The 17,620-nt window shown below is 48.2% G+C and carries 16 protein-coding genes and 2 tRNA genes; 10 read left to right on the forward strand and 8 right to left on the reverse strand.

The window, feature by feature from the left end:
* Nucleotides 1–14 precede the first annotated feature (14 nt).
* Together LRP50_RS02240 and LRP50_RS02245 are read right to left on the reverse strand one after the other, a co-directional pair.
* On the reverse strand, nt 15–374 hold the full coding sequence (locus LRP50_RS02240) for a response regulator (protein WP_016959640.1): 360 nt from the start codon (nt 372–374) through the stop codon (nt 15–17).
* Nucleotides 375–403: 29 nt separating this feature from the next.
* Nucleotides 404–682 (reverse strand): STAS domain-containing protein, encoded by a 279-nt coding sequence (locus LRP50_RS02245; protein WP_274162872.1) that lies wholly within the window; start codon nt 680–682, stop codon nt 404–406.
* A gap of 369 nt (nt 683–1,051) precedes the next feature.
* On the opposite strand from LRP50_RS02245, the gene LRP50_RS02250 reads away from it, so the two are divergent.
* Nucleotides 1,052–1,127 (forward strand) — tRNA-Phe (locus LRP50_RS02250).
* Between the two features lie 73 nt (nt 1,128–1,200).
* Nucleotides 1,201–1,276: transfer RNA gene (locus LRP50_RS02255), tRNA-Thr, on the forward strand.
* Between the two features lie 133 nt (nt 1,277–1,409).
* On the opposite strand, the gene mrcB is transcribed toward LRP50_RS02255, so the two are convergent.
* Together mrcB and hrpB are read right to left on the reverse strand one after the other, a co-directional pair.
* Nucleotides 1,410–3,752, reverse strand: coding sequence for a penicillin-binding protein 1B (gene mrcB / locus LRP50_RS02260; protein ID WP_274162873.1), 2,343 nt, complete (start codon nt 3,750–3,752; stop codon nt 1,410–1,412).
* 10 nt (nt 3,753–3,762) lie between these two features.
* Entirely contained in the window at nt 3,763–6,222 is a 2,460-nt protein-coding gene (gene hrpB, locus LRP50_RS02265; protein WP_274162874.1) for an ATP-dependent helicase HrpB, read from the reverse strand.
* Between the two features lie 180 nt (nt 6,223–6,402).
* Here hrpB and sfsA point away from each other — a divergent pair, with 180 nt between their 5' ends.
* The 7 genes from sfsA (at nt 6,403) to panC (ending at nt 12,332) form a co-directional block, all read left to right on the forward strand.
* On the forward strand, nt 6,403–7,113 hold the full coding sequence (gene sfsA / locus LRP50_RS02270; RefSeq protein ID WP_274162875.1) for a DNA/RNA nuclease SfsA: 711 nt from the start codon (nt 6,403–6,405) through the stop codon (nt 7,111–7,113).
* A 131-nt stretch (nt 7,114–7,244) separates the two neighbouring features.
* The gene (dksA, locus tag LRP50_RS02275; RefSeq protein ID WP_028023044.1) at nt 7,245–7,694 is read left to right on the forward strand and encodes an RNA polymerase-binding protein DksA; all 450 of its coding nucleotides are present in this window, start codon (nt 7,245–7,247) and stop codon (nt 7,692–7,694) included.
* Nucleotides 7,695–7,773: 79 nt separating this feature from the next.
* Nucleotides 7,774–8,646 (forward strand): tRNA glutamyl-Q(34) synthetase GluQRS, encoded by an 873-nt coding sequence (gene gluQRS, locus LRP50_RS02280; protein WP_274162876.1) that lies wholly within the window; start codon nt 7,774–7,776, stop codon nt 8,644–8,646.
* Nucleotides 8,647–8,714: 68 nt separating this feature from the next.
* Entirely contained in the window at nt 8,715–10,109 is a 1,395-nt protein-coding gene (gene pcnB / locus LRP50_RS02285) for a polynucleotide adenylyltransferase PcnB (RefSeq protein ID WP_274163011.1), read from the forward strand.
* Entirely contained in the window at nt 10,106–10,588 is a 483-nt protein-coding gene (gene folK, locus LRP50_RS02290; RefSeq protein WP_274162877.1) for a 2-amino-4-hydroxy-6-hydroxymethyldihydropteridine diphosphokinase, read from the forward strand. The genes pcnB and folK overlap by 4 nt, the downstream gene beginning before the upstream one ends.
* Nucleotides 10,589–10,641: 53 nt before the next feature.
* Entirely contained in the window at nt 10,642–11,436 is a 795-nt protein-coding gene (gene panB / locus LRP50_RS02295) for a 3-methyl-2-oxobutanoate hydroxymethyltransferase (RefSeq protein WP_274162878.1), read from the forward strand.
* 14 nt (nt 11,437–11,450) lie between these two features.
* The gene (gene panC, locus LRP50_RS02300) at nt 11,451–12,332 is read left to right on the forward strand and encodes a pantoate--beta-alanine ligase (protein ID WP_274162879.1); all 882 of its coding nucleotides are present in this window, start codon (nt 11,451–11,453) and stop codon (nt 12,330–12,332) included.
* A gap of 121 nt (nt 12,333–12,453) precedes the next feature.
* On the opposite strand, the gene LRP50_RS02305 is transcribed toward panC, so the two are convergent.
* Genes LRP50_RS02305 through LRP50_RS02315 form a run of 3 tightly spaced genes read right to left on the reverse strand, consistent with a single transcriptional unit; the run spans nt 12,454 to nt 15,814 of the window.
* On the reverse strand, nt 12,454–13,224 hold the full coding sequence (locus LRP50_RS02305; RefSeq protein WP_274162880.1) for an ABC transporter permease: 771 nt from the start codon (nt 13,222–13,224) through the stop codon (nt 12,454–12,456).
* The gene (locus tag LRP50_RS02310; RefSeq protein ID WP_274162881.1) at nt 13,221–14,144 is read right to left on the reverse strand and encodes an ABC transporter ATP-binding protein; all 924 of its coding nucleotides are present in this window, start codon (nt 14,142–14,144) and stop codon (nt 13,221–13,223) included. The genes LRP50_RS02305 and LRP50_RS02310 overlap by 4 nt, the downstream gene beginning before the upstream one ends.
* A 17-nt stretch (nt 14,145–14,161) precedes the next feature.
* Nucleotides 14,162–15,814 carry a SulP family inorganic anion transporter gene (locus tag LRP50_RS02315; protein WP_274162882.1) on the reverse strand — a complete coding sequence of 551 codons (1,653 nt, stop codon included), beginning with the start codon at nt 15,812–15,814 and terminating at the stop codon, nt 14,162–14,164.
* 207 nt (nt 15,815–16,021) lie between these two features.
* On the opposite strand from LRP50_RS02315, the gene can reads away from it, so the two are divergent.
* Nucleotides 16,022–16,663 carry a carbonate dehydratase gene (can, locus tag LRP50_RS02320; protein WP_274162883.1) on the forward strand — a complete coding sequence of 214 codons (642 nt, stop codon included), beginning with the start codon at nt 16,022–16,024 and terminating at the stop codon, nt 16,661–16,663.
* A 185-nt stretch (nt 16,664–16,848) separates the two neighbouring features.
* Here the strand turns inward: can and hpt are convergent, their stop codons facing one another.
* A complete protein-coding gene (gene hpt / locus LRP50_RS02325) occupies nt 16,849–17,382 on the reverse strand; it encodes a hypoxanthine phosphoribosyltransferase (RefSeq protein ID WP_028023054.1) in 534 nt (177 codons plus the stop codon).
* Nucleotides 17,383–17,620 lie beyond the last annotated feature (238 nt).

Below are 17,620 nucleotides of genomic sequence, written 5' to 3' on the forward strand. Positions count from 1 at the left end.
CTCCTCGCTTGAACTTAGATAACGCGTTGCAACGTTTTAAGAAGAGTATCTGGGTTAAAAGGCTTAACGATCCAGCCTGTTGCTCCTGCAGATTTGCCCATGCTCTTTTTCTCTGCCGACGTTTCTGTTGTCAGCATCAAAATGGGCGTGAATTTGTATTGTGGGACGGCACGAACTTGACGCACAAACTCGAGTCCGTCCATGTTAGGCATATTCACGTCAGAGATAATGACGTCATATTGACCCGATTTAGCTTTTGAAAGTGCTTCAGCGCCATCGTTTGCGGTTTCTACCTGATAACCCGCTTCTTTGAGCGTATGACTTACCATTTGACGAATTGAAACAGAATCATCTGCCGCTAATATCTTTCGCATACTGTCACCCTGATTGAACTACCCGAAAACTATTCAGTAAAATTGTCTAAGCCTAACGACTCAACCAACCCCAATGTCTTAGCTGCCCCCACTAACTCAGTGGATGCACCTTCCCATTTCCATGTAATGGATTGGTTTTGGCACAAAAACTTGGCTGTCAGTAAAAGCTGTAACCCTGGCGCATCAACGCGTGATACTTCGCTACCATCAATTAGCAAGCTATCAGACTGCTCTAACTCGACTTGCAAGCGATCTTTCAACCCCATCACCTGCGTAATGTCCAATTGTTCTCCCAATGAGAATCCCATCGCAGAATTCCTTCTAGTACCTAATGACTAATGTCGGAAATATTTATGTCTCTGTAAGTGTAGCAATAATGCGAAAAATGAAAGTTTTTTAGTCACTAAGATTTAATTTGAGACATTTTGTGTGGTTTTTTTGATACATTACGTACAAAAAGTAGGCTTATCGCAATGACAACTAAGAGAATGTTCGTCTCCGTTATGAAAATGAAGACGTGAAACCGTGTTGTGAGGATTTAAAGAGAAGATGCCTGCTCAAAGAAAAAGCACAATGGTCGGATTAGCGCCGAATTAGGTAAAAAAGCAACAGTCAGACTATTTTGATGCGAATTTATTTTGACAAGAACGCGCCTCTCCTATTTAATAGCGCTCGTTGCCTCGATAGCTCAGTCGGTAGAGCAGGGGATTGAAAATCCCCGTGTCGGTGGTTCGATTCCGCCTCGAGGCACCATATTTTTGTTAGCGCTGTTAGCGGTAACGAGGAAATGGTCTTCAACAAGAAGCAACGTTTCCAAAGTTTGTGTGCCGGCTTAGCTCAGTTGGTAGAGCAACTGACTTGTAATCAGTAGGTCACCAGTTCGACTCCGGTAGCCGGCACCATCTTTACGAGAGCCTCGTCCAAGGACGAGGCTTTTTCGTATCTAGCGTTTGGGAAAACGACAATAAACAATCAGTGTGAGTTCGACGCTGACTGAACCTCAGCCTTCAAACCCACACTTTCACTCTTCATAAATTAGTCAAACAAGCTATTAAGCCAACCGACAGGATCGGGTTTATCACAACGCTCACGCCAGTGACCTTTTGGATCCCACATAGGAAGTTTCTGTTGGCTAAAGCAATCAGTGACAAATTGTCCCTCTCTCACCTGGTATGGAACACTCGTCACCTCTGACGGCCAGTTAAGGATGAGCTTCTGCGGTTGTCTTTCTTTTATGTAGTCAGCATAAACGCGAAGTGCCCCTGAAGAACCCGTTAACTTGGTTGGCTTGTTGTCATCTCGCCCTAACCATACTGTTACGACTTCGCGCCCATCAATGCCGACATACCAACTGTCTCTGTTGTTATCCGTCGTACCCGTTTTACCTGCAAGCGACGCCCAAGCAAACGACGGATTGAGATAACGCGCGGTTCCTTCTTTAACGACATGCTTCATGGCATACATGGTTAGCCAGCTGGCTTGTTCCGGCACAGTTTGGCTTGCCTTAGGCCAATTGCGATACAACACCTGCCCTTCGCGCGTAACCACAGCACGCAGCGCTGTTAGTTCAGCCTTACGCCCGCCACTGCCTAACGTTTGGAACATTTGCGTAACCTCCATAGGCGTTAAGGTGAATGCACCTAACAGCAGCGAAGGGACGCGAGTGATCTGATCAGGATTGACGCCCAAATCATCGAACGTCGAGATAACATTATCGAGCCCGATCGCTAAGCCCAAATTCACCGTTGGAATGTTATAAGAGTGCGCAAGCGCTTTAAGCAACGGTACTTGTCCTCTGAATTTCCTGTCATAGTTTCTTGGTTTCCACTCACTGCCCTGATCCCCTTTCAGTACCAAGGGCTTGTCATCAAGTGGCGTGGCAAGGTTATATTTTTCCGGCTGTAACAAGGCCGCCAAATAGACAGCGGGTTTTGACAGAGAGCCAATTTGCCGACTGCCATTCAAGGCGCGGTTAAATCCGGCATAACCGGGACGACTTCCTCCCACCATCGCGCGGATCTCTCCGCTCTTACGGTCAGCTATCACCACCGCGGCTTCTAACTCATTTCCGGCAGTTTTCTTCAGCGCTTTCACTTTGTTGACGACGGTCTTTTCAATCAATGATTGAGACAACGGATCGAGGGTACTGAATACGCGCAAACCACTTTCAGGGTTGAATTGATTCCCAACACGCTCCCGAATCTCACGCGTTAGCTGTTCAAAATAAGCGGGTTGACGGCTATTGAGGCTAGGTGATTTTTGCACATCCAATGGACGCGCTGCCGCTTGTGCATACTGATTGGATGTCAGAACACCGCTTTCCATCATCATACGAAGAATGAGGTCTCGACGCGTTTGCGCACGTTCAGGATAACGCCAAGGGTTATAATAAGACGGACCTTTGACTATCCCCACCAGCATCGCCAGTTGATCAATGCGAAGCTCTTCAATGGGGCGACCAAAATAGAGCCTCGCACCCAAAGGAAAACCATGCACAGCCTGTCCACGTGCTTGCCCTAAATAGACTTCATTCAGGTAAGCCTCGAGAATACGGTCTTTGCTATAGCGGTAATCAAGAATAATCGCGATATACGCTTCCTGCACTTTGCGCCACAAGGTGCGGTCACGGGTGAGAAATAGGTTCTTCGCCAATTGCTGCGTGAGGGTTGAGCCCCCTTGAACAGTTCGACCGGCTTTAATGTTCACAATCATGGCGCGAACAATCGCTAACGGAGAGACACCATCATGATGGTAGAAATCACGATCTTCCGTCGTCAATAACGCATCAACCAGAAACTCCGGATAACGTTCGCGTGGCAAGAATATACGTTGCTCATCGGTGTTGGATTCCATCATGCCAAGCAATTTGGGTTCAATGCGTAAATACCCTCGCTGCTTACCACTATCGAGTTGCTTGATGGCAGTAACCCCCTCAGAACCAAACGTCAGCATCACATGTTGCGCGCCTTCGGGGCCATCTTCGAAATCAAACGGACGACGAATCAACTCAATGCGAGTTTTAGAGGCCGAATACTCACCAGCACGTTTTGGTGAGCGCACCTTGTTGTAGTTCAGCAAGTCGAGTTCACGCTTTACCGTGGTGATGTCCACGGCGTCACCAGGCGCGAGATGCAACACACGTCCATACACGACTGCGGGGAGTTGCCATATCTGACCATCAAAGCGATCGCGGATTTTCCCATCGAGATAAATCCCCAGAATCACAAGCGCCGCAATGCCGACAAGGGAAAGTTTTACGCCGAGCAATAGTAGCTTTTTCCCCCAGCCTTTTTTCTGTGGCGCTTTCTTCTTTTTAGCGGCCGACGTGGATGGTTTACGTGTGCGGCTTGCCGTTTTCTTCGGTGTTGGTTTAGTCATGAATGGTGGGTTACGCGTCCGGTTTAAAGTGTCGTTTAGTCAATGTCGTCGGCTGATGATTCGCTGGATCATCAGGCCACACATGCTTCGGGTATCGGCCTTTCATTTCTTTTTGCACTTCACGGTATGACCCCTGCCAAAAGCCAGCCAGATCTTGCGTGATCTGAAGAGGTCGCTGAGCGGGGCTAAGCAATTCCACCACCAAGGTAACCTGTCCGTCCGCGATCGTCGGTGAATGCGCTTGTCCATACATTTCCTGCATACGCACTGCGAGCGCAGGTTTTTGATCGGCTTGGTATCGAATAGGGTAACGAGATCCCGTTGGCACTTGATAAGTTTCAGGTAACAAACGATTCAACTCTTTGGTGGTTGCCCAGCCAAACCAAGCCTCTAGCGCACTATAGGTATCGACACTCTGTAAACCTTTCATCGATTTCACCCCGACCATAAACGGCGCTAACCATTCATCGAGTGCGGCAAGCATGCTTTGATCATCAAGCGCAGGCAGGCTGACTGGTAGTTGCCATGCTAAAGCGCAACGAGCGCGAACCAATAGGCTTTCCGCTTTTTTAGGTAACGCCAAACAGGCGATCCCCTTGCGCTTAATCGCTTGCAGCAACGCTTGCGTCATCATCTCTTCATTTCGCTGAGTTATCGGCTTACGCGATAGCACTATCTCGCCGCAGCGCAATTGCGACTCTGCAATCAACGCGCCTTTCTTGTCGTCCCAGTCTACCCATTCTCGTTCAGAAAACAGTGAGGGTAGTAGGGTTTGCAGCGAGGTAAAGTCTGCACGACAGGCTGTGAATATACGACTGTCACCTTGTGACACACTCATTAAGTCCACAGCGATTAAAGCGTCCTCACCCGACAACGGATGATCTGCATCTATCTGCGCGCCGTGGCCGTTACTCAATAAGAAGCGACCATCATTACCACGAGATTTCGCCACGCGATCTGGCCATGCCGATGCCGCCAATGCGGGAAGGAGATCGGCATTAATGTCACTCGTTAGCGCTACACCAAGACGTTGTGCGAGCTGACTCGCTCGCTGACGGTGCGACCCTTTCTGACTGGCAAGCATGGTCAACTGCAAACGTAAATCAGGTTCTCGACTGCTTCGAGGTGGCTCTTCAGCCCAAGCAGCCAACCAACACGCGGTAGACAAGGCTTGCACGCCCATGGCTTTCGCGGCATGAAGCATGGCGCCAATCCTTGCATCTGTACCAATCGCGACCACCTGCTGGCCTTTCGCCGTAAGTGACGCGTTGGTATCTAGCACACCTAATTGTTCTAGTAGCGTAACGGCTTGCTTCCAATGCTGCGTTGGTGGAAGGTCAAGCCATTGCAAATCTTCTGCACCACACCCCCATTGCACCACTTCAAGCACAAGTTGCATTAAATCACTGGTGACGATTTCAGGATCCGGCACTGCGCGCATTCGCTGGAACGTGTCTTCGCTATATAAACGTAAACAGATGCCTTCAGACAATCGCCCTGCTCGCCCCATGCGTTGAATGGCTGAAGATCGCGCGATTTGTACCGTATCCAATTTGGTAATACCTGACTTGCGGTTAAATCTCGCAACGCGCTCTATTCCTGAGTCCACCACCAAACGGATACCTTCAATGGTCAAACTGGTCTCAGCAATGTTGGTCGCAAGCACCACCTTGCGCTTTCCAATAGGCGCAGGAGCAATCGCCTCTTGTTGTTCTTTGGCTGAGAGTTGGCCAAACAAAGAACACACCATCACGTCGTTTGGCACTTTGCCCGCTAACGCTGCCGCGGTTCGATTAATCTCCCCCGCCCCCGGCAAAAAGACTAATGCTGAACCTTCTTCGTTTTCCATCAATTTTGCCACCGCGCTGGCTATCGCATTTTCATAGCCATATTGTTTGGCAATTGGCTGATAGCGAGCTTCGACAGGAAAGCTTCGTCCATCTGATATCACGAGTACGGCATCCGGTAGCAGTTCGGTCAATGCATCACTATCAAGCGTGGCAGACATCACCAACACCGTGAGGTCATCCCGCAAGCCTGCTTGCACGTCAAGTGACAGTGCCAACGCAAGATCTGCGTGCAAGCTACGCTCGTGAAATTCATCAAAGATCACCAAATCCACGCCTGCAAGTTCAGGATCGGATTGAATCATTTTGGTGAGCACGCCTTCGGTGACAATCTCAATGCGCGTTTTGTCACTCACCTGCGTTTCTCCGCGCACACGCAAGCCGACCGTTTCTCCAACACGCTCGCCCCTTTGCCCTGCAAGAAAACGAGCAATATTACGTGCAGCCAAGCGACGAGGCTCAAGCAAAATGATTTTCCCGTCGAAGACTTGTCGCTCAAGCAACACAGATGGAAGACGCGTTGACTTACCCGCACCTGGGGGCGCTTGAAGAATGACCTGAGAATGGGAATGCAAAGCGGATATCACGTCATCAAGGACGCTATCGATGGGGAGCTGTGACAAATTTAATGCCTTTATGTCAGAATTACCTGCAGAGTATACCCGAGTAACACCAAGATGCATGTTACGGACATCTGAACATGCACGCCAAATTGCGGATAGCAAACAGACACTGTTAATTGCCTGATTCGTTGGACATTATAACGCCACATTGCGTTATTCATTCTCATGCCAAGGACACTCATGAAGTTTGACCCTGCTTTACAGCCCGCAACATTGCTTCGTCGCTACAAACGTTTTCTTGCAGACATTCAACTTCCGGATGGCACCGAACGTACTATCCACTGCGCCAATACAGGTGCAATGACTGGCTGCGCTACCCCCGGCGATACGGTGTGGTACTCCACGTCAGATAATGCAAAGCGGAAATACCCCAACAGTTGGGAGCTGACCGAAACACATTCAGGCCATATGATTTGTGTGAATACTGCGCAAGCGAATCGCTTGGTGGTCGAGGCGATTGAAGCGGGTGTGATAGAGGAGCTTCAAGGTTATCCGACGCTTCGTACCGAAGTCCCTTATGGCGAGGAAAAAAGCCGCATCGATATTTTGCTGCAATCCCCGTCAAAAGAAGACTGCTATATAGAGGTAAAAAGTGCGACGCTACTTGGGGAGGGAAGTCAGGGGTACTTTCCTGACACGGTCACCACGCGAGGTCAGAAACACCTAAGGGAATTAGCCACTTTGGCGCAACAAGGCAAGCGAGCCGTACTCCTTTTTGCCGTGCTTCATTCTGGTATTGAGAAGGTTTCCCCAGCAAAACATATAGATGAAGTCTATAATCAGTTACTTATAGAAGCCGAGCTGCTTGGTGTCGAAGTTCTGTGTTACCAAGCCTCGCTCTCATCCGCGCAGATGAGCATAAAAAATAGGGTCCCGTTCTCCCAGTATTGAGAAAAAATGTAGACATCTTCACACTGGGGTGACAAGAGGCAAAAACAAAGATTGCCTCTAAATAGGGTTTCTGATATAGATACCGCCCTCTTTTGACCAAGCAGGTCAGGGTGTATTTAGGAGAACGCTTAATGCCAGAAAGCAAAGTTAAAAAATCGCTGGGCATCCTGGCTACGGCTGGGTTAGAACCTTACCAAGAGAAGGCCGGCGAGGAATACATGAATGATCAGCAAGTTGATCATTTCCGTAAAATCCTCCAAGCGTGGTGTAACCAGCTTAGAGAAGAAGTTGACCGTACTGTGCATCACATGCAAGACGAAGCAGCTAACTTCCCTGATCCTGTCGACCGTGCTGCCCAAGAAGAAGAGTTCAGCCTTGAACTTCGCAACCGTGATCGTGAGCGTAAGCTGATCAAAAAGATTTCGAAAACATTGCAACGTCTGGAAGACGACGATTTCGGCTTCTGCGATTCATGTGGTGTAGAGATTGGCGTTCGTCGCCTTGAAGCACGCCCAACCGCAGATATGTGTATCGATTGCAAAACCTTGGCAGAAATCAAAGAGAGGCAAATGGCAGGCTAAGCCTACCGCCTCATCGAGATTTATGGCAAAAAGGGAGCGGATGCTCCCTTTTTCCTTTTTCATCACAGGCAAATTTACCATGCATTACGTCGGGCGCTTTGCCCCCTCACCATCAGGCCCGCTTCACTTTGGTTCTCTCGTCGCTGCGTTGGGCAGCTACTTACAAGCTCATGCCAACCAAGGACATTGGCTTGTACGCATTGAAGACATTGACCCGCCAAGAGAAGTTAAAGGCTCCGCCGACGCAATTCTACGCACCTTAGACGCTTACGGGCTGCACTGGGATGGCGAAGTGTTATACCAACACACACGATATGAAGCCTATCAAGCACACATAGATACGTGGTTAGACAATGGCAATGCTTACTTCTGCCAGTGCACACGACGTCAAATCAAAGATGCAGGAGGCATTTATCCGGGCACGTGTCGTCACCGCGAGTTAGAACGTGAACAATCCGCCGTTCGTGTTTGCATTGATAACCCCGTTCATGAGTTTGTTGATATCAAGCATGGTATTGTTCCACTCGATGTCACCATGGCCGCGGAAGACTTCATTATCAAACGTCGCGACGGCCTGTTTGCTTACAACCTTGCCGTTGTGCTTGATGATATTTATCAAGGGGTGACAGAAGTCGTAAGAGGTGCAGATCTGATTGAGCCGACTGGCAGACAAGTTTCTCTTTATCAGAAACTCGGCGCATCCACTGTCAGTTATTTGCATTTGCCACTTGCACTCAACGCTGACGGTAATAAGCTTTCTAAACAAAACTACGCTCCAGCGATCGACAATGCCAATCCGGGTCCGGCACTAGAAGCTGCACTCGCCTTTTTAGGCCACCCAATTCCCAACGAATTAAAGGGTGCAGGCGTCGAAGAATTGCTACTTTGGGGCAAAGAAAATTGGCATGTGAATATGCTGCCAACCGACACAGAAGTGATTACAGCTTTCTAAAGTACGAGGGCGTGATATATCATATGCCGTCGTTTTTATGACCCGACCTGTCAAATACGAGGTGAGTTATCTTTAATCGAGTTACCAGCTTTTGCCGTAAGGTGTTGAATCGCGATAATAAAACGCGTGAAATAACAGACCTGAAGCTAGAAGTTATTCCTCGCCAAGAGCACGGTATATCAAGAAAAGATATCAGCGAAAATGCGCTGAAAGTGCTCTACCGCCTAAATAAGGCGGGGTTTGAGGCGTACCTTGTTGGCGGCGGCGTGCGTGATTTAATGCTAAACACGCAACCCAAAGACTTTGATATTGCCACGAATGCGACCCCAGATGAGGTGCGTAAGCTTTTCCGCAACTGTCGTTTGGTAGGCCGTCGATTCCGTCTGGCGCATATCTTATTCGGACGAGATGTTATTGAAGTGGCAACGTTCCGTGGACACCACGGTGCTGAAGCCAGTGAAAAGAACGCCAGCAGCCAATCCAATGATGGCATGCTATTGCGTGATAACGTCTATGGCACGATAGATGAAGATGCAGAGCGCCGCGATTTCACGGTGAATGCCCTTTATTACAATATCGACGATTTTTCAGTACGCGATTATGCGGGTGGTGTTGAAGACCTCAACAACCGTGTCATCCGTCTGATTGGCGATCCTGAAACACGCTACCGCGAAGATCCAGTGCGAATGCTGCGGGCAGTGCGTTTTGCCGCCAAGCTCGACATGACGGTGAATGATGCAACGGCAGCGCCGATCCCAGCATTGGCTCACTTGCTGCGTGATATACCCGCTGCGCGCTTGTTTGAAGAAAGCCTGAAGCTACTTCAATCTGGTCATGGTTTGCAAACCTACAAACTGCTACGTGATTTCGATTTGTTCACGCCACTGTTCCCAATCTTAGCGGAACACTTCACCGAAGATCGAAACAGCAAGAGCGAACAAATGCTTGAGCTTGTACTTCGTTCGACCGATGAACGAGTCGCCACAGAGCAACGCATCAACCCGGCCTTTATGTTTGCCGCGATGCTTTGGTACCCATTAGAAACCCGTGCGGAAGAAATCGCATTTGAAAGCGGTTTAAGTTATTACGATGCCTTTATGGTCGCGGCAAACGACATGCTGGATGAGCAAGTAAAAACCATTGCTATCCCTCGTCGATTTACCGCCATGATTCGTGACATCTGGCAACTGCAACTTCGCCTAAGCCGTCGCTCTGGAACACGTGCATACAAACTTTTGGAACAACAAAAGTTCCGCGCTGCATTTGATTTCCTAGAAATGCGTGGCGAAGTGGAAGACGGTCAGTTAAAAGAACTCGCGCAATGGTGGGATGACTTCCAAAAAGCTGACCGTGATGGCCGTAACGACATGGTACAAGTGTTGAACAAAGCCAGTTCAGCGAAAAAGCTTCGTCGTCGTCGCAAAACCAAACCTCGCCGTCGCAAGCCGAATCAAGAATCATGATCCGTGCTTACATTGCGATAGGCAGTAACCTTGGCAATCCGATAGAAAAAGCACAAAATGCTATCGAAGCATTAGCGCAGCTACCGGATAGCCAATGGGTGATTTGCTCATCGCTATACAGCAGTAAGCCGATGGGCCCCACCGACCAACCCGATTACGTGAACGCCGTTGCGGCCATTGACACCGCACTGCTTCCGTTAGATCTTCTTGCTCATACTCAGCGTATCGAGTTGGAGTTTGGTCGAGAGCGCAAAGAAGAGCGCTGGGGGCCACGAACACTAGATTTGGATATCCTCTTATATGGTGATCTCCAACTAGAAAGTGAACGGTTAACCGTTCCACACTACGGGATGAAAGAACGAGAATTCGTACTTTACCCTCTCGCCGAAATTGCCCCTGACTTGCACCTGCCTGATGGCAGTGCTGTCGCTGATTTGGTCGCCGTCACGGATAAGAACGGTTTGACCAGTATCGCGTAAGCACAAAAGCCTCAGCAATCAACATCAATAGCAAGCAGGGTTTGGGAGACGATATGAAAAAAATTACGATAAATACCTTAATGGCATGGAAGCAAGAAGGGCGTAAATTTGCCACTGCAACAGCTTACGATGCCAGCTTTGCCCAACTTTTTGAATCACAAGAAATGCCACTGCTGTTAGTCGGTGACTCTCTCGGCATGGTTTTACAGGGTAAGAGTGACACCCTGTCTGTCTCTGTCGACGAAATCGCCTACCACACACGTAGCGTTCGAGCTGGCAGCCCGAATTGTTTATTGATGGCCGATATGCCATTCATGTCATATTCGACGCCAGAGCAAGCCTGTGAAAACGCAGCTGTCCTAGTGAAAGCCGGCGCCAACATGGTGAAATTGGAAGGCGGCGCATGGCTCGCTGATACCATAACCAAGCTGACGCAACGCGCAGTACCAGTCTGTGCTCACCTTGGTTTAACACCTCAGTCAGTGAATATTTTTGGCGGTTTTAAAGTTCAAGGTCGTAGCGAAGAACAAGCCGAGCAGATGCTCCAAGATGCTCTGACTCTTGAAGCAGCCGGTGCGCAGATTATTTTGCTTGAGTGCGTACCCAAAGCCCTTGCAGCACGCATAACAGACGCGCTTCGTGTGCCAGTCATTGGTATTGGCGCAGGGAATGCCACCGACGGGCAAATCCTCGTCATGCATGACATGTTTGGTATTTCCGCTAACTACATTCCACGCTTTTCCAAAAACTACCTCGCGAGCACTGGCGATATGCGTCAGGCCGTTGCGCGATATATCGAAGAAGTTGCAACAGGCGAGTTTCCTGGCCCAGAGCAGACGTTTAATTAAGGAATGCTGAAAATATGCAAGTGATCGCTGATATTGCCCCGCTACGAGATCAGATCCTTCAATGGCGTCGCGAAGGGCAGCGAATTGCATTCGTCCCAACCATGGGCCACCTTCATGATGGTCACCTTACCTTGGTTCGACGAGCGCGTGAAAACGCCGATGTTGTCGTCGTAAGCATTTTCGTTAACCCAATGCAGTTCGAGAAAAGTGACGATCTGGTTGCGTACCCTCGAACATTGGAAGAAGACACCGCCAAGCTTCAAGCTGAAGCGATAGATGTACTCTTCACACCCAGTGCAGAAGTCATGTATCCGCAAGGCATGGACAATCACGTTTCCGTTGAGGTTCCTACCCTCTCAACCATTCTTGAAGGCGCTTCTCGTCCGGGTCACTTCAAAGGTGTCGCGACGGTTGTCAGCAAGCTGTTCAATATTGTTCAGCCTGATGTTGCTCTGTTTGGCGAGAAAGATTTCCAGCAACTTGCTGTGATCAACAAAATGGTGGCGGATTTAGCACTGCCTATTACCATTATTCCTGTTCCCACTGTCCGTGAAATGGACGGCCTTGCGATGAGCAGCCGAAACACTCGTCTAACGGTAGATGAACGCCAACGTGCGCCAGTACTAGCAAAAACACTGCGTTGGATCAGCAGCCAAATGCGTGGTGGTCGTAATGATTACAGCGAATTGGTGCTTGATGGCAATGATCAACTTCGTGCTGCAGGACTAGAACCTGATGAGATTTTCATTCGTGATGCTCTCTCGCTACAGCCTGTTACTGAAAACACCTCAAAGGCAGTTATCCTTGCTTCTGTGAAGCTAGGTCAGGTTCGTCTGATTGATAACTTGGTGGTTGAACTCACTGTTGCTACTGTCGAAGACAACAGCGAAGAGTAAGTGCATTGAATCACTAAGCGCCTACTTTTGCTTCAATAAAAAAACCGCCATTGGCGGTTTTTTTTTGTTTGAAAGGGTTTGTTCCTAACGAGGAGAGCCCTGTTGTTAAGTTGTTAAGTTGTTAAGTTCTCAACCCAATGCCACGGCTGATCAGATACCAAGCAATGGAATACAACGCCACGATAAACGCGATAAGCACAGAGAACGAAGTGACGATGCTGACGTCCGACACGCCAAGGAAGCCATAGCGGAAGGCGTTTACCATGTACACGATAGGGTTTAGCTTCGACACACCCTGCCAAAACTCAGGCAATAGAGACAGTGAATAAAACACGCCACCCAGATAGGTCAAGGGCGTCAGTATAAACGTTGGAATGATACTAATGTCATCAAAGGTTTTCGCATACACTGCATTAATCAACCCACCAAGAGAAAACACAATCGACGTCAGCAAGACGGTCGCGACAATCACGCCAAGGTGTGCGATGTGCAAATCGACGAAAAACATCGAGACAACCGACACGATCAGCCCCACGGCTAAACCACGACTCACGCCACCACCAACATAACCCGCAATGATGATGTAGTTAGGCACAGGCGCAACCATAAGCTCTTCAATGTTTCGCTGCATCTTAGTACTGAAGAACGACGACGCAACATTGGAATACGAGTTGGTGATCACCGACATCATGATCAAGCCAGGCACGATGTACGCCATATAACTAAAACCGCCCATTTCACCGATGCGACTGCCAATAAGATTACCGAAAATCACGAAATACAGAGTCATGGTAATGGCAGGCGGCACGAGGGTTTGCACCCAAATTCGGCTATATCGTGTAATTTCTTTGATCAACAGGCTCTTAAAGGCAACCCAGTAAGCTTTGTTCATGACTTTGACTCCTCGCTATTTCGTACCAAATTAACGAAGAGCTCTTCCAATCTATTCGCCTTATTTCGCATTGAAAGCACTTGGATGCTTTGTTCTGACAACTGTGCAAAAACCGTATTCAAACCCGTGCTTTTGTGCACTTCGACTTCCAACGTGTGATCATCAATCTGATGCCATTTCACATCATTCAATTGTGCCACTTTACTGTCCGGTGCGAGATCCAACACGAACGTTTCCACATCCAGCTTTTTCAGCAACGCCTTCATCGAAGTATCTTCCACCAGCTCTCCGCGGTTAATAATGCCGATGTTTCGACACAGCATTTCCGCTTCTTCAAGGTAGTGTGTGGTCAAAATGATGGTGATGCCCTGCTCATTAATATCTTTCAAAAACGTCCACATAGAACGGCGCAATTCGATATCAACACCCGCTGTTGGCTCGTCAAGAATGAGTAGCTTAGGTTCGTGCATTAGGGCGCGAGCAATCATCAAGCGACGCTTCATCCCACCAGAAAGCGTTCGAGAAGGCTCATTACGCTTTTCCCACAAATCCAGCAGAGAGAGGTATTTCTTCGCACGGATTTTCGCTTCCGCACGCTCAACACCATAGTAACCCGCTTGATTAAGTAGGATTTGCTCCACTTTTTCGTATTGGTTGAAGTTAAACTCTTGGGGTACTAAGCCGAGCTGCTTTTTGGCTTCAACAAGATCAGTGTCGATGTCATAACCAAAAATTTTCACCTTTCCCGAGGTCTTGTTCACCAGTGAACTGATAATGCCGATAGTGGTAGATTTCCCTGCGCCATTCGGGCCAAGCAAGGCATAAAAATCACCCTGCTGCACGGAAAGGGAAACTCCCTTCAGCGCTTTTACCTCTGTGCCATAAACTTTGACCAGATTATCAATTTCGATTGCTTTCATAATTCCCAAAATATGTTTTACGGCATTACTTCAGTAAGCCTTTTCGCTGCATGCAAAGCATCATAGCGCGACTCGAAGACATGAGGATCGCTGATCCAGTCTCCGACATGAAGTCTCTCTAATTGTTCTGTGGTTTGCTGATGAGGGCAGAGCAAGAAAACGGTACAGTTCGCTTCTCTCGCATCTTTTATCGCATTTTCAAGCGCCAACCCTACTGTCATGTCGATGAGTGGTACATCGCTCAAATCGAGAATCATGACGCGGTACTCACCAATCCTCGCATGTTGACGAGAGATAGCTTTCGATACGCTAAAGATCATCGGGCCTGATAAGTAGAAAAACAACACCTTTCCATCAGAACTATCTAATAAACCGCGCTCTTCTTCAGAAAGAGGCACATCATCATCGTCGGCATCGCTAATGGCTTTTACTTGTTTAGCTTGTTCGCGGCTCAAACGCTCAATCACAACAATGTTAGAAATGAACACGCCGAGCCCGACAGCGACAATCAAATCCACAAATACTGTCAATGCCATCACACCATACATAATGGCGGTTTGGTGCTTACTCACCTTATGTGCGCGCTGCAGGAAGCTCCAATCGAGAATATTAATGCCCACGTACAAGGCGATACCTGCCAGCACAGCCATCGGAATAGGGGCGGTCAAAAAGCCTGCGACCAACACGACAGCGGCAAGAATCAATGCCCGAACAATCCCTGCTAGCGGCGAACGCGCCCCTACTTGCACATTAACCACTGTCCCCATGGTTGCACCCGCACCAGGCAGAGCACCAAACAGGCCAGAAATCATGTTTGCGATGCCTTGGCCTCGCAGTTCTTTGTCAGAGTTGTGCTCTTCTCGGGTTAGGGAGTCGGCAATGACCGCCGTCAGCAAGGTATCTATACAACCTAGAGTGCCCAGTACCAACGCATCAATCACCATGGTGGTTAGCATTTCAGGTGTGAAGGTCGGCATAACCATTGACGGCAATCCCGTCGGGATTTCGCCAATCCGGCGGATGCTATCTAAGTCAAAGATCATCAATGACAGCAAAGTCACTGAGACCAGTGCCACTAATTGTGCAGGAATATATCGACGGTATTTTTTAGGAAAGTAGAACAGTATTGCTAGCGTTAACACGCCGAGAAAAAGTTCTTTGAAGCTCAGATTACTCAATGTATCAGGAAAAGCTTGAAGTGTTCCAATCACCCCACCAGCAGGTGCTGGATGGCCCATGAGCGGGCTGATTTGCAGTAAGATTAATATGACACCAATACCGGACATAAAGCCGGATATCACGCTGTAGGGCATTAACGTGACGTACTTGCCTAACTTAAGCGTCCCTAAAAGAACCTGAAATGCCCCTGCCATCATCACCACGGTAAAGCCCATGGCAATGCCGGTTTCAGGGTAACGAGCCACCATTGCCGTTAATATGGCCGTCATGATCACTGTCATTGGGCCCGTTGGCTCAGAGATAAGGGTCGAAGAACCGCCAAACAAGGCAGCAAATAAACCTACGAGAATCGCGCCCCACAAACCCGCTTCAGCGCCAGCGCCTGAAGCAACACCAAAGGCAAGAGCGAGTGGTAAAGAAATGATTGCGGTCGTCACGCCGCCAAAAACGTCGCCTTTCAGGCTCCATTGTTTGAATCGGTTAAAATTCACAACTTGCTCCCTTTTATTACTTCCTTTATCGGCAAGCCACCGAATTGCGGCGCTAGTATACCGATGAAAAGCATCCATAGGCATCAGTTATACCAATCCAAATGCTGGTAGGAGGAGCTAATATGTTGAGTAGAAAGTGTTAAATTGTATCTAAATATGAACTTTACTGGTGTATAGTGACTCGCGAAGTCAGTCTTGGGGGGCAATATGGCACAAATTAAGCAACTCTTTGCAAACAACCAGAAATGGTCAAAAAGCATTAAGGAAGACAACTCTGTCTACTTTGCAGACCTTGCAAAATCCCAGCATCCGGAATATCTCTGGATTGGTTGTTCTGACAGTCGTGTTCCCGCCGAACGTTTAACGGGGCTGGATTCAGGCGAGCTTTTTGTCCACAGAAACGTAGCAAACCAAGTGATCCATACGGATCTCAATTGCCTTTCTGTCGTTCAGTATGCAGTAGACGTACTTCAAGTTAAGCACATCATTATTTGTGGCCATTACCGTTGCGGTGGTGTTCACGCCTCTATCGAAAATCTTGATCTTGGCCTCATTAACAATTGGCTGCTTCACATTCGTGACTTGTACCGCAAGCACAGCAATTACCTCAGCCCATTGAGCATTGAAGAGCAAGGAAACCTACTCTGCGAAATTAATGTCGCTGAGCAAGTATACAACCTTGGCAGTTCGACCATCTTACGAAATGCTTGGGCTCGTGGTCAGGATATTAAGGTTCACGGCTGGTTCTACGACATCAGCGATGGCGTACTAAAAGACCTCGGTATGACGGCAAATAGTTTAGAGAGTTTGGAATCTGGCTATACCAGTGCCATGTCCAAATATGAGTAACACTGGGTAAGCCTTGTTGTCATTAATTCGGCAAATTCTTTTGGCGCTCTTGATTAGACCCTAGACCCCGCTCAGACATAAAAAAAGCGACCATCTTGGTCGCTTTTTTTTCACGGCAATACTGTCATTAAAATCCCTACTCAAACATTTAGTGCCTAAAGCTAGGGGCCAATGACACACCAGAACTAATCTTCTAGTGGTACCACTTTGCCAATGAATGGCAGATGACGATACTTCTGCGCGTAATCAATACCCACACCCACAACGAACTCGTCAGGGATTTTAAAACCATACCAATCCACAGGAACGTCAACTTCTCGACGCTCAGGTTTGTCTAGCAAGGTACAAATACGGATAGAGTTAGGCTCACGCAGCGACAAAATTTCACGCACTTTGTCTAACGTATTACCGGTATCGATGATGTCTTCAACCAGCAATATGTCTTTACCTTTGATGTCATCATCCAGATCTTTCAGGATACGCACATCGCGGCTGCTTTCCATCGTATTGCCGTAGCTTGATGCAGTCATGAAGTCGACAGCGTGTGGCAAGTCAATAGCGCGACAAAGGTCAGCCATAAACACAAATGAGCCACGCAATAGGCCAACCATGACCAGATCATTGGAGTCTTTGTAATGCTCTGTGATCTCAGCGCCCAACACTTTTACGCGTTGTTGTACTTCTTGCTCTGAAATCATCACTTCTACGGTATGTTTCATTATCAACCTCGACGGTATTTCCGTCTAACTACCTGTGTAAATGAGGTCGAACATTCTATCACTGTGCAAACTCCACGCCTACTCTCGATACACGTCAAAATTTCGACGCTTTGTTCCTGCTCTTCGTTGTTCTGCAACCAGTTGCTGTTGTACACTTTGCAAGCGGTTGTTAATTATCACATTAAACATACACAAACGCTGCAATATACAAACATTATTAGCAAATTAAAGTTGGCAG

The sequence above is a fragment of the Enterovibrio gelatinilyticus genome, assembly GCF_028683095.1.
GTDB lineage: Bacteria > Pseudomonadota > Gammaproteobacteria > Enterobacterales > Vibrionaceae > Enterovibrio > Enterovibrio gelatinilyticus.